Below are 12,243 nucleotides of genomic sequence, written 5' to 3'. Positions count from 1 at the left end.
ACAGTGCGGCCCCTGGCGTACGGCGAGTGGCCCTCGCCCATCGACGCGGCCACGGCCGCGGCACACGACGGCAGCCCCGAATTCGCGGGCTTCGTCGGCGACGAGGTGTGGTGGACCGAACCCCGGCCCACCGAGGCAGGCCGGCGCACCCTGGTGCGGCGGCACGCCGACGGCACGGAGGAGTCCGTGCTGCCCACGCCGTGGAACGTGCGCACCCGGGTCATCGAGTACGGCGGCCTCCCCTGGGCCGGTACGCCGGGTGACGGCGGCCCGGTCGTGGTGTTCGTGAACTTCGCCGACCAGCGCCTCTACCGGTACGAACCGGGCGGCGAGCCGCGTCCGCTCACCCCCGTGTCGCCGGTCGGGCAGGGCCTGCGCTGGGCCGAGCCGGTGCTGCTGCCGGAGCGCGACGAGGTGTGGTGCGTCCTGGAGGAGTTCACCGGTGACGGGCCCAGCGACGTACGCCGCGTGCTGGCCGCCGTACCGCTGGACGGCTCCGCCGCCGACGACCGGGACGCCGTGCGCGAACTGAGCGACGGACGGCACCGGTTCGTCACCGGACCGCGTCTCTCGCCCGACGGGCGGCGCGCCGCCTGGATCGGCTGGGACCATCCGCGCATGCCGTGGGACGGTACCGAGCTGCTGGTCGCCGACGTCTCCCCGGACGGCACCCTGAGCGACCCCCGCACCGTGGCCGGCGGACCGGAGGAGTCCGTCCCCCAGGCCGGCTGGACCCACGACGGCCGGCTGCTGTACACGAGCGACCGCACCGGCTGGTGGAACCTCTACCGGGACGGTCAGCCGCTCTGTCCGCGGGAGGAGGAGTTCGGCGGGCCGCTGTGGAAGCTCGGACACCGCTGGTTCGCCCCGCTGGACAGCGGACTGATCGCGGTCGTGCACGGCCGGGGCGCCCCCGCGCTCGGCGTACTCGACCCGGAGACCGGGGAGGTCGTCGACGCGGCCGGTCCCTGGACCGAGTTCGCGCCCTCCGTGGCCGCCCACGGGGAGCGGGTCGTCGCCATCGGGGCCGGTCCGCGCAGCGGCCACGAAGTGGTCGAGTTGGACACCCGGACGGGCCGGGCCCGCGTGATCGGCGCCGCGCACCGGGACGCCGTGGACCCCGCGTACTACCCCGAGCCGCAGGTCCGCACGTTCACCGGGCCGGACGGCCGCGAGATCCACGCCCAGGTCTACCCGCCGCACCACCCCGGGTGCACCGGCCGGGCGGACGAGCTCCCGCCGTACGTGATCTGGGCGCACGGCGGCCCCACCAGCCGGGTGCCGCTCGTGCTCGACCTGGAGGTCGCCTACTTCACCTCGCGCGGCATCGGTGTCGCCGAGGTCAACTACGGCGGCTCCACCGGATACGGGCGCGAGTACCGGGGCCGGCTGCGCGGACAGTGGGGCGTGGTCGACGTGGAGGACTGCGCCGCCGTCGCGCTGGCCCTCGCCGACGAGGGCACGGCGGACCGCGGCCGGCTCGCCGTCCGCGGCGGCAGCGCCGGGGGCTGGACCACCGCCGCCTCGCTCACCACGACCGACGTCTACGCCTGCGGCACCATCATCTATCCGGTGCTCGACCTCGCCGGCTGGGGCACGGGGGAGACCCATGACTTCGAGTCCCAGTACCTGGAGGGCCTGATCGGGCCGCGCGCCGAGGTTCCCGAGCGGTACGCGGAGCGCTCGCCCGTCGAGCACGCCGACCGGCTCTCCGTGCCCTTCCTGATGCTCCAGGGGCTGGACGACGTGATCTGCCCGCCCGTGCAGTGCGAGCGGTTCCTGGCCCGGCTGGCCGGCCGGGGAGTGCCGCACGCGTATCTCACCTTCGAGGGCGAGGGGCACGGCTTCCGGCGGGCCGAGACGATGGTGCGCGCCCTGGAGGCCGAGATGTCCCTGTACGCCCAGGTGTTCGGGATGCGGCCACCGGGCGTTCCCACGCTGGAGCTGGGCGCGTGAGCCGGGTCGAACCGCTGTCGCGACCGTCCCGGCTCACCCCCGGCGCCCGGGTGGCCGTTGTCGCACCCAGCGGTCCGGTGCCCGAGGAGCGGCTTCAGGCAGGGCTCGACGTGCTGCGCGGCTGGGACCTCGACCCGGTGGTGGCCCCCCATGTCCTCGGCCGCCACAGTGAGTTCGGCTATCTCGCGGGCGCCGACGCCGACCGGGCCGCCGATCTGCAGTCCGCCTGGTGCGACCCGGCCGTCGACGCGGTGATCTGCGCCCGCGGCGGCTACGGCGTACAGCGCATGGTCGACGCACTCGACTGGGACGCCATGCGGGCGGCCGGACCGAAGGTGTTCGTCGGGTTCAGCGACATCACCACGCTGCACGAGGCGTTCGCGGTCCGGCTCGGACTCGTCACCCTGCACGGGCCGATGGCCGCGGGACTGGACTTCGTGAAGAACGCGCGGGCGCAGGACCATCTCAAGGCCACCCTCTTCGCCCCCGAGACGGTCCGCACCATCAGGTCCGACGGCACCGCGCTCGTCCCCGGGCGGGCGCGCGGCGTCACCCTCGGGGGCTGTCTCTCCCTGCTCGCAGCCGACCTCGGCACGCCGTACGCCCGGCCCTCGGCGCGCGGCGGGCTGCTGTGCCTGGAGGACGTGGGCGAGGAGACCTACCGGCTCGACCGCTGCCTCACCCAGCTGTTGCGGGCCGGCTGGCTGGACGGGGTGAACGGCCTGCTGCTCGGCTCCTGGGCGCAGTGCGAGCCGTACGACGCGGTGCGGGCGCTGCTCGCCGACCGGCTCGGTGGCCTCGGCGTGCCGGTGGCCGAGCAATTCGGGTTCGGCCACTGCGACGACGCGCTCACCGTTCCCTTCGGTGTCGCGGCGCAACTCGACGCGGACGCGGGCACGCTGACACTGGACGAACCGGCGCTGAGCTGAGCCACCGCCGGACCGCGGTGAGCGGGGACCGATGCCGCGCGCGGGTCCGGCGGGGCGTCGTAGGGTGGCAGGGTGCCGCACACCGCTTCCCGCTATCTCGCCGAGGGCGCCCGCGTGGGGCTGCGTCACTTCACCCACGCGGACGGCGCCGAGTTCACCGCCCGCGCCCGGGAGAGCAAGGACCTGCACCACCCCTGGCTGTTCCCGCCGGACAGCGCGGCGGCGTACGCCGCGTACGCGGGGCGACTCATCGAGGACCACACCAAGGCGGGGTTCCTGGTCTGCGAGAAGGAGGCGGACGGCGCCCTCGCCGGGTTCATCAACATCAACAACATCGTCGAGGGCGGCTTCCTGTGCGGCGCCCTGGGGTACGGCGCCTTCGCGCACGCGGCGGGGCGCGGGCTGATGCGCGAGGGTCTCGGCCTCGTGGTCCGGCACGCCTTCGGTCCGATGCGGCTGCACCGCCTGGAGATCAACGTGCAGCCCGGCAACGCCGCCTCCATCGCCCTGGCCCGCGCCTGCGGCTTCCGCCTGGAGGGTTTCTCCCCGAAGATGCTCTTCATCGACGGTGCCTGGCGCGACCACGAACGCTGGGCGATCACCAGCGAGATGACGGCGGGCGCCGGCTGACCGCCGCACCGCGTCGGCCTCACCGTCACCGTCCATGACGCCGATTGCGACCCATGACGCGACGGCCGGAGCGCCCCTCACCGCCACCGTGGTGTCCGGCCCGGCGCGAACCCGACCCGTAGCAACCCTGTTCAGACGGGCGTCCGGCGGCTTCCATGGAGATCGTGACGACGATCCGACGTGAGGTACTGACGCTGCCCGCCGCGCACCTGGGCCCCGACAACCCGCTGCCCGCACTGCGGCCCCTCGACGAGATGCACCGCATCGAGGACCGTGACAAGGAGGACCTGCCGCGCGACATGGCCCGGCAGATCGGCCTCGCGCCCCTGCACAGTCTGCTGCCCGTCCCCGTCCGCGACGGCTACGACCGCAGCCGCGAACCACACCCCGTCGACACTCTCGTGATCGAGAACGACCGGCTGCGCGCCACCGTGCTGCCCGCCCTCGGCGGCCGGATCGCCTCCCTCGTCCACAAACCCACCGGCCGCGAACTCCTCTACCGCAACCCGGTGTTCCAGCCCGCCAACTTTGCTCTCAACGGCGCCTGGTTCTCCGGCGGCATCGAATGGAACATCGGTGCCACCGGACACACCACCCTGTCCTGCTCACCGGTGCACGCCGCCCGCGTCCCCGCACCCGACGGCGGGGAGATGCTGCGCCTGTGGGAGTGGGAGCGGCTGCGCGACCTGCCCTTCCAGGTCGACCTGTGGCTTCCGGACGGATCCGACTTCCTGTACGTCGGCGTCCGGATCCGCAACCCGCACGAGAAGCCGGTACCGACCTACTGGTGGTCCAACATCGCCGTCCCCGAGGAATGCCGCGTCCTCGCCCCCGCCGAGGAGGCTTACCACTTCGGGTACGAGCAGCGGCTGCGCCGGGTCCCCGTCCCGGAGTACGACGGCGTCGACCGCAGCTACCCGCCCCACAGCACCTACGCCGCCGACTACTTCTACGAGGTTCCCGAGCGCCGCAGGCGCTGGATCGCCGCACTGGACGCCGACGGCCACGGCCTCGTGCAGACCTCGACCGACGCGCTGCGGGGCCGCAAGCTGTTCGTGTGGGGCAGGGGACCCGGCGGGCGGAGCTGGCAGCAGTGGCTCACCGAACCCGGCACCGGCGGCTACTGCGAGATCCAGGCCGGACTCGCCCGCACCCAGCTGGAACACGTCGCTCTGGAGGCGGAGAGCGAGGTGTCCTGGCTGGAGGCGTACGGACCGTTCGACGCGCAGCCGGACGGGGAATGGAGCGGGGTACTGGACGTGGCGGAGACCCGGCTCGAATCGGTCCTGCCGCGCGCCGAGGTCGACTCCGCGTACACGGCCTGGCAGCCCTACGCCGACACCGACCCCGGCGAGCGGCTCGCGACCGGTTCCGGCTGGGGCGCGCTGGAAGTGCTGCGCGCCGGGTGGAAGCTGCCCGGCACGCCCTTCGACGAGGCGACCCTGGACGAGGAACAGGCACCCTGGCTGCACCTGCTGCGCGCCGGCTCCCTCCCCGAACCGTCCGGCAGCCGCCCGCCCGGCGCGAGCCTGGTCGCCCGGCACTGGCGGGACATGCTGGAGACCGCACCCGCGACGCCGCTCACCGAGTACCACCTGGGCGTCGCCCAGTGGCACGCCGGCGACCGGGCTCAGGCGGTGCGCAGTTGGGAGCGGGGACTGCGGCACACGTCCTCGGCGTGGCCGGCGCTGCGCTGCCTCGCGGTCGCCGACCAGGAGGACCGCAACCACGAGCGCGCCGCCGACCGCTACGTGCAGGCCTTCGACGGCCTGTGCCGCGAAGCCGGTGACGAGGCGGGCGAGTGGACCGCCGTCGCCGCGGCGCTCGGCCGGGAAGCGGTCGAGGCGCTGCTCGCCGTGGGCCGTACGGCGGACGCGCGCTCCGTGTGGCGGCGGCTGGACCCCGGGACCCGGGCCCGCGGACGGTTCCGGCTGGCCGAGGCGGGGCTGCTCCTCGCCGAAGGGCGGCGCGAGGAGGCCCGCGCCGTGTTCGACGCGGGGTTCGAGGTCGCCGACCTGCGGGAGGGGGACGAGGCCATCGGACGGCTGTGGACCGCCCTCACCGCCGAACCCCTGCCGGAGCGCTACGACTTCAGTATGCGGCCCACACCCTGAGCGGACGGGTCAGGCGCGGCGGTCCGCGTACTCGTAGACCGCCCCGTCCGGGTGCCGTGCGATGAGGTTGCGGCCCACCGGCGTGGGAACCGGACCCGCGATGATGTCGGCCCCCATCTCTGCGAGCACCTGACGGGCCTCGTCGACGTCCTGCACCGCGATGGTCGCCGCGACCCTGCGCAGTACGTCCAGCTCCGCCGCGGGACCGCTCATCAGCAGGAAGCAGCCCACCGCGGCGACTTGGACCCCGGCCCGTTCGAACCGGAGGGCTCTGCCGCCCGCCAGCCGCTCGTAGAAGGGGATGGCGGTCTCGATGTCGTCGACGCAGACGCGCAGGGTGGCACCCAGAATCTCCATGACGACGAGCCTAGTTGGGGTGGCCGGGTCCATGGGGCCCGGCCCGGACGATCTCCACACCGGTCATCACGCCCCGCGGGGGCGGACGTTACGCGTCCCGGGCACCGGGTACCCGTACGTCATGCAGCGCTTGGAGCATCTGGAGCATCTGGACAAGCACCTGGTCGACGAACTGGCCCAGGTGGCCCGCGAGACCGTGCGCGACGAACTGCGCGAGCAGGCGCGGGGACAGCGACGCAAGGCCGCCCTGTACGCCGGGTCCGGCGCCGCCGCCCTCTACGCCGGCGCGGCCGTCGCGCTGGCCGTCGGGCTCGCCCTGGCCCTGGTCCTGCCGGGCTGGGCCGCCGCACTGGTCACGGCCGTGATCCTGGGCGCGCTGGCCTATGCCCTGCGCAGTGCGGCCCGGCCCACGGCCCCCTCCGGGCCGGTCCCCGGGGAGGCCACCGCGCCCGGAGGCGAGGGTGCCCCCGTCCCGCCGGTGCCGTCCGCCCCGCCCACCGCGGGCGTCGTACCGCCCCGGCCGGACGACTCCGGCCCCGACGCACGTCACCCCAGGGCGTGACCCCTGGAGGAAACCTGCGTGGTTCTCCTGACGTAGGACGGGCCGCGCCCCGCGCCCCGCGCCCCGCGCCCCGCGCCCCGCGCCCCGCGCCCCGCGTCAGACGCGGGGCACGGCCCGTTTCCGGGTCGTCCGACCAGACCGGTTACCGGACGGGCCCGCACCCCACTCAGCGCGGGCGCACCTGCCCCGCAACCTCCCGCTCAGCCGGCCTGCTGGAGCTGCGGCAGCACCTTGGTGCGGTAGAAGTCGAAGAAGCCGCGCAGGTCGGGGCCGATCTGGTTGACGTAGATCCGGTCGAAGCCCGCGTCGGCGAACTGCCGGAGCTCGGCGACATGCTCGTCCACGTCGTCGCCGCACACCCGGTTCTCGCGCACCATGTCCTCGGTGACCAGGGTCTGCGCCTGCTCGAAGTGTTTCGGTGAGGGCAGTACCTGGCCCAGCTCGCCGGGCAGCTGCTCGTTCGCCCAGAGCCGGTGCACGGTACGCACACACGCGTCGCGGTCCGTGCCGTAGCAGACCTTGGTGCCGCCGCTGACCGGCTTTCCGCCGCCCCCGCCCTTGCGGTACTGCTCCACCATCGACGTGTCCGGCATCATCGTGATGTAGCCGTCGCCGACCCGCGCCGCCAACTTGGTCGCCGCCGGCCCGAAGCCGGATATGTCGATGGGGACGGGCTCGTCCGGGACGGTGTACAGCCGGGCGTTCTCCACCGTGTAGTGCGTGCCGTGGTGGTTGACCTCCTCACCGCTGAACAGCCGGCGCATCACCTGGATCGACTCCTCCAGCATCTCCAGCCGTACGTGCGCGGGTGGCCAGGCGTCGCCGAGGATGTGCTCATTCAGCGCCTCGCCCGTGCCCACGCCCAGCCGGAACCGCCCCGGCGACATCACCGCGCTCGTGGCCGCCGCCTGTGCCACCACCGCCGGGTGCGTTCGTACGGTGGGGCAGGTCACCGCGGTCCCCACCGGCAGGGACACCGCCTCCGACAGCGCGCCGATCACCGACCACACGAAGGGGCTCTGCCCCTGTGCGTCGTTCCACGGATGGAAGTGGTCCGAGATCCACAGGGCCTGGAATCCGGCCTGCTCGGCCATCCGCGCCTGCTCGATCAGCTCTGCGGGGCCGTACTGCTCGCACGAGAGGAAATAGCCGTACTCGGGCATGGGGGGTGCCTCCGCGACATGGGGGTTCGGTTCCCGGGCCGGGTACCCGGGGGCCCGGGCGGAAACCGGCCGGACGTTTGGCGGCCCGGGCCAGGGGGACGCGGAAGTCTCCCGACGTCCGCGACAGCGCCGGAGGCGAACCGTGAGTCGACCCCGCACAGTGATCGTCGGTGCCGGCTTCGCCGGATACCGCACGGCCCAGACCCTGTCCCGGCTGGCCCGTGGCCGCGCCGAGATCGTTCTGCTCAACCCGACCGACTACTTCCTGTACCTTCCGCTGCTGCCCCAGGTCGCGGCCGGCATCCTGGAGCCGCGCCGGGTCACCGTCTCCCTCTCCGGCACGCTGCCGCACGTGAAGCTGGTGCTGGGGGAGTCCGACCGCATCGACCTCGACGCACGGCAGGTGCACTACACCGGGCCCGAGGGCGAGGGCGGCACCCTCTCCTACGACCGGCTGGTGCTCGCGGCCGGCAGTGTCAACAAGCTGTTGCCAATTCCCGGCGTCGCCGAGCACGCCCACGGCTTCCGCGGCCTGCCCGAGGCCCTGTACCTGCGCGATCACGTGACCCGTCAGGTGGAGCTCGCCGCATCCACCGACGACCCCAAGCGCTGTGCCTCCCGCTGCACGTTCGTCGTGGTGGGTGCCGGTTACACCGGCACGGAAGTCGCCGCGCACGGGCAGCTGTTCACCGACTCGCAGGTCAGCAGGCATCCCATGCGGACCGGGATGCGGCCGCGCTGGCTGCTGCTCGACATCGCCGACCGGGTCCTGCCCGAGCTGGACGAACGGCTTTCCCGTACGGCCGACAGCGTGCTGCGCGAACGGGGCGTGGACGTACGGATGGGTACGTCCGTGAAGGAGGCCACGCACGACGGAGTGCTGCTGACCGACGGGGAGTTCGTCGACACGCAGACGTTGGTGTGGTGCGTCGGCGTACGCCCCGACCCGCTCGCCGAGTCGCTCGGGCTGCCCATGGAGCGCGGCCGGCTGCTCGTCGACCCGCACCTGCAGGTGCCGGGCCGGCCGGAGGTGTTCGCCTGCGGTGACGCGGCGGCGGTGCCCGACCTGGAGAAGCCGGGGCAGTACACCCCGATGACCGCGCAGCACGCCTGGCGGCAGGGCAAGGTGTGCGGGCACAACATCGCCGCGTCGTTCGGTGACGGCGAACGGCGCGCGTACCGGCACAAGGACATGGGATTCGTGGTGGACCTGGGCGGCGTCAAGGCCGCCGCCAATCCACTCGGCGTGAACCTCTCCGGGGTGGCTGCGGGCGCGGTCACCCGCGGCTACCACCTCGCCGCGATGCCCGGCAACCGGGTGCGGGTGGCCGCCGACTGGATCCTCGACGCCGTACTGCCGCGCCAGGCAGTTCAGTTGGGTCTCGTACGGTCCTGGTCGGTGCCGCTGGACACCGCGTCCCCGGAGCTGGCACGGGTGCCGGGCAAGCCGGAACGGAGCCAGGAGCCGGAGCCGTCCCGTCCCGGCGGGGAGGCGGCGAAGAACCAGCCCGGCGGGGAGGCGGCGAAGAACCAGCCCGGCGGGGAGGCGGCGAAGAACCAGCCCGGCGTCACGCCGCCGCCCGATCAGCCGGCGCCCGGCCCGGACGTCGCACCCGGGCCCGTCAGGCGCACCGACCGATTTACCGAAGGAGACGCATGAACACCGGTGAACTCGTCGATCTCGGCCAGCAGTTGCGCGTGGACAGCATTCGCGCCGCAGCCGCCGCGGGCTCCGGGCACCCCACCTCGTCCATGTCCGCGGCGGACCTGATGGCCGTCCTGTTCGCCCGCCACTTCCGCTACGCATTCGACCGCCCCGACCACCCGGCCAACGACCGTTTCGTCCTGTCCAAGGGCCACGCCTCGCCCCTGATGTACGCCACGTACAAGGCGGCCGGCGCCATCGACGACGAGGAGCTGCTCACCTTCCGCGAGAGCGGCAGTCGCCTCGAGGGACACCCCACCCCCCGGCAACTTCCCTGGGTCGAGACGGCCACCGGCTCCCTCGGCCAGGGCCTTCCCGTCGGCGTCGGCATCGCGCTGGCCGGGAAACGGCTGGATCACACCGACTACCGCGTGTGGGTGCTGTGCGGGGACAGCGAGCTGGCCGAGGGCTCGGTGTGGGAGGCGGCCGAGCAGGCCGCGTACGAGCATCTGGACAACCTCACGGCGATCGTGGACGTCAACCGGCTCGGCCAGCGTGGCCCCACCCGGCACGGTCACGACCTCGACGCCTACGCCCGCCGCTTCCAGGCCTTCGGTTGGCACACCATCGAGGTCGACGGCCACGACGTGGACGCCGTCGACCGCGCCTACGGCGAGGCGCTCTCCACCAGGGGCCGGCCCACCGCGGTCATCGCCCGCACCCTCAAGGGCAAGGGCGTCGCGTCGGTGCAGGACCGCGAGGGCCTGCACGGCAAGCCGCTGCCGGAGGCCCAGGACGCCGTCGCCGAGCTCGGCGGCCCGCGCGACCTGCGCATCCGGGTGCGACAGCCGGCCACGGACGGAGCACCGCCCGACCGGAAGCACGGACGGCCCGCCCTGCCCCGCTGGGACAAGGGCGAGGAGGTGGCCACCCGCAACGCGTTCGGTGAGGCGCTGGCCGCCCTGGGCGCCGCCCGCGGCGACATCGTCGCCCTCGACGGAGAGGTCGGCGACTCCACCCGCGCGGAGTTCTTCGCCAAGGAGCACCCGGAGCGCTACATCGAGTGCTACATCGCCGAGCAGCAGATGGTCGCGGCGGCGGTGGGCATCGCGGCGCGCGGATGGACGCCGTACGCCTCCACCTTCGCGGCGTTCCTCACCCGCGCCCACGACTTCATCCGCATGGCGTCGGTCAGCGGCTCCGGCATCAACCTCGTCGGCTCGCACGCCGGCGTCGCCATCGGCCAGGACGGCCCCAGCCAGATGGGCCTGGAGGACCTGGCGATGATGCGCGCCGTGCACGGCTCGACCGTGCTGTACCCGTGCGACGCCAACCAGACCGCACGGCTGGTCGCCGGCATGGCCGGCCTCGACGGCATCCGCTACCTGCGCACTTCGCGCGGTGAGAGCCCGGTGATCTACGGACCCGACGAGGAGTTCCCCGTCGGTGGCAGCAAGGTGCTGCGCTCCTCCGGCCGCGACCGGCTCACCCTGGTCGCGGCGGGCGTCACCGTGCCCGAGGCGCTGGCCGCCGCCCAGGCCCTGGAGGGGGAGGGCATCGCCGTACGGGTGATCGACCTGTACTCGGTGAAGCCGGTCGACCGGGACTCCCTGGGCACGGCCGCCGAGGAGACCGGCTGTCTGATGACCGTCGAGGACCACCACCCCGAAGGAGGGCTCGGGGACGCGGTCGCGGAGGCCTTCGGCGACGGGCGCCCCGTACCGCGGCTGGTGCGGCTGGCCGTGCGGAACATGCCGGGCTCGGCCGCCCCGGAGGAGCAGTTGCACGCCGCCGGCATCGACGCCGAGTCGATCGCCGCGGCCGGCCGGCTGCTGGTGGGGGAGGCGATCGTGTCGTGAACGACGGCGAGGCGCGCACCGTGCGGGCCGGCCGCCACTCGGTGGAGATCCACCGGCCCGGCAAGGTGCTCTTCCCCGGCGGCGGGAACGCCCGGGAGTACACCAAGGGCGACCTCGCCGACTACCACCGGGCCGTCGCCCCGTACATGCTGCCGCACCTACGGGGCCGCCCGCTGATGCTGGAACGGCGCCCTGACGGCATCGACGGACCGACGTTCATGCAGAAGAACACCCCGGAAAGCTACCCGGACTGGATCACCCGCGCCGAGGTCCCCAAGGAGGGCGGCACCGTTACGCACACGGTGTGCGACAACACCGCCACCCTCCTCCACCTCGTCGACCAGGCGAGCATCACCCTGCACCGCTGGCTGTCGCGCATCGACCTCCCCCACTCCCGGCTTCGCTCGAGCGGGTGGACCCCCATGGACCGCCCGGACCGGCTGGTCTTCGACCTCGATCCTTCGGGCGACGACTTCGAGGCGGTGCGGGAGGCGGCGCGGCTGCTGAGTGAGCTGCTGGACGAGCTCGACCTGCCCGCCGCGCTGATGACCACCGGGTCCCGGGGTCTGCATGTGATCGTGCCGCTGACCGGCAACCACGACTTCGACGACGTACGCGCCTTCGCCCGCGACGTCGCCGACACCCTCGCCGACGCCCACCCCGACAAGCTCACCACCGCCGCCCGCAAGAAGGACCGCGGCGACCGGCTCTATCTCGACGTGCAGCGCAACGCCTACGCGCAGACCGCGGTCGCCCCCTATACCGTCCGAGCCCTGCCCGGCGCACCCGTCGCCGTGCCCGTCTCCTGGGACGAGCTGGACGATCCGGAGCTGCACGCGCGCCGCTGGACCGTCGCCGACGCCGTCGAACAGGCGCGCACCGACCCGTGGGCCGGCCTGCTGCGCCGGGGGCGCTCCCTGGGGCCGGCGCGCCGCCGCCTCGCTGGGCTGCGGGGCTGAGCATCGCGGGACCCGCGCCGACCGGGTGCGACACCCGGCCGTGGCGATCGGGTGAGCGCGCGGAGGTTT

10 protein-coding genes are annotated in these 12,243 nt (G+C 73.6%); 8 read left to right on the top strand and 2 right to left on the bottom strand.

Features of this window, described 5'->3' with window-relative positions:
* The first annotated feature begins 3 nt into the window (after nucleotides 1-3).
* The 4 genes from ACZ5C2_RS06020 (at nucleotide 4) to ACZ5C2_RS06005 (ending at nucleotide 5,629) form a co-directional block, all read left to right on the top strand.
* On the top strand, nucleotides 4-1,956 hold the full coding sequence (locus tag ACZ5C2_RS06020; protein ID WP_468787059.1) for a prolyl oligopeptidase family serine peptidase: 1,953 nt from the start codon (nucleotides 4-6) through the stop codon (nucleotides 1,954-1,956).
* A complete protein-coding gene (locus tag ACZ5C2_RS06015) occupies nucleotides 1,953-2,885 on the top strand; it encodes a S66 peptidase family protein (protein ID WP_468787057.1) in 933 nt (310 codons plus the stop codon). The genes ACZ5C2_RS06020 and ACZ5C2_RS06015 overlap by 4 nt, the downstream gene beginning before the upstream one ends.
* A gap of 72 nt (nucleotides 2,886-2,957) precedes the next feature.
* The gene (locus ACZ5C2_RS06010) at nucleotides 2,958-3,515 is read left to right on the top strand and encodes a GNAT family N-acetyltransferase (protein WP_468787055.1); all 558 of its coding nucleotides are present in this window, start codon (nucleotides 2,958-2,960) and stop codon (nucleotides 3,513-3,515) included.
* Between the two features lie 155 nt (nucleotides 3,516-3,670).
* Entirely contained in the window at nucleotides 3,671-5,629 is a 1,959-nt protein-coding gene (locus ACZ5C2_RS06005) for a DUF5107 domain-containing protein (RefSeq protein WP_468787053.1), read from the top strand.
* 9 nt (nucleotides 5,630-5,638) lie between these two features.
* On the opposite strand, the gene ACZ5C2_RS06000 is transcribed toward ACZ5C2_RS06005, so the two are convergent.
* The gene (locus ACZ5C2_RS06000) at nucleotides 5,639-5,986 is read right to left on the bottom strand and encodes a VOC family protein (protein WP_361034664.1); all 348 of its coding nucleotides are present in this window, start codon (nucleotides 5,984-5,986) and stop codon (nucleotides 5,639-5,641) included.
* A 121-nt stretch (nucleotides 5,987-6,107) separates the two neighbouring features.
* Here ACZ5C2_RS06000 and ACZ5C2_RS05995 point away from each other — a divergent pair, with 121 nt between their 5' ends.
* On the top strand, nucleotides 6,108-6,548 hold the full coding sequence (locus tag ACZ5C2_RS05995) for a phage holin family protein (protein ID WP_468787051.1): 441 nt from the start codon (nucleotides 6,108-6,110) through the stop codon (nucleotides 6,546-6,548).
* 200 nt (nucleotides 6,549-6,748) lie between these two features.
* On the opposite strand, the gene ACZ5C2_RS05990 is transcribed toward ACZ5C2_RS05995, so the two are convergent.
* Nucleotides 6,749-7,711, bottom strand: a complete 963-nt coding sequence (locus ACZ5C2_RS05990) for an LLM class F420-dependent oxidoreductase (protein ID WP_468787049.1) — start codon at nucleotides 7,709-7,711, stop codon at nucleotides 6,749-6,751.
* A 142-nt stretch (nucleotides 7,712-7,853) separates the two neighbouring features.
* Between ACZ5C2_RS05990 and ACZ5C2_RS05985 the strand changes: the two genes are divergently transcribed.
* The 3 genes from ACZ5C2_RS05985 to ligD are packed head-to-tail and all read left to right on the top strand — an operon-like array spanning nucleotide 7,854 to nucleotide 12,174.
* The gene (locus tag ACZ5C2_RS05985; protein ID WP_468787047.1) at nucleotides 7,854-9,371 is read left to right on the top strand and encodes an NAD(P)/FAD-dependent oxidoreductase; all 1,518 of its coding nucleotides are present in this window, start codon (nucleotides 7,854-7,856) and stop codon (nucleotides 9,369-9,371) included.
* Nucleotides 9,368-11,215 (top strand): transketolase, encoded by a 1,848-nt coding sequence (locus tag ACZ5C2_RS05980; RefSeq protein WP_468787045.1) that lies wholly within the window; start codon nucleotides 9,368-9,370, stop codon nucleotides 11,213-11,215. Before ACZ5C2_RS05985 ends, ACZ5C2_RS05980 begins: the two co-directional genes overlap by 4 nt.
* Nucleotides 11,212-12,174, top strand: a complete 963-nt coding sequence (gene ligD, locus ACZ5C2_RS05975) for a non-homologous end-joining DNA ligase (protein ID WP_468787043.1) — start codon at nucleotides 11,212-11,214, stop codon at nucleotides 12,172-12,174. The genes ACZ5C2_RS05980 and ligD overlap by 4 nt, the downstream gene beginning before the upstream one ends.
* Nucleotides 12,175-12,243 lie beyond the last annotated feature (69 nt).

The sequence above is a fragment of the Streptomyces sp. NPDC031365 genome (assembly GCF_055569765.1).
Note: the sequence above shows the minus strand (reverse complement) of the source record. Positions and strands in the feature narration are given on the sequence as shown.

Coding starts and splice junctions, on each gene's coding strand:
- ACZ5C2_RS06005 (WP_468787053.1), top strand. CDS start 3,671: ATGGAGATCGTGACGACGATCCGACGTGAGGTACTGACGCTGCCCGCC.
- ACZ5C2_RS05990 (WP_468787049.1), bottom strand. CDS start 7,711: ATGCCCGAGTACGGCTATTTCCTCTCGTGCGAGCAGTACGGCCCCGCA.
- ACZ5C2_RS06000 (WP_361034664.1), bottom strand. CDS start 5,986: ATGGAGATTCTGGGTGCCACCCTGCGCGTCTGCGTCGACGACATCGAG.
- ACZ5C2_RS05995 (WP_468787051.1), top strand. CDS start 6,108: ATGCAGCGCTTGGAGCATCTGGAGCATCTGGACAAGCACCTGGTCGAC.
- ACZ5C2_RS05980 (WP_468787045.1), top strand. CDS start 9,368: ATGAACACCGGTGAACTCGTCGATCTCGGCCAGCAGTTGCGCGTGGAC.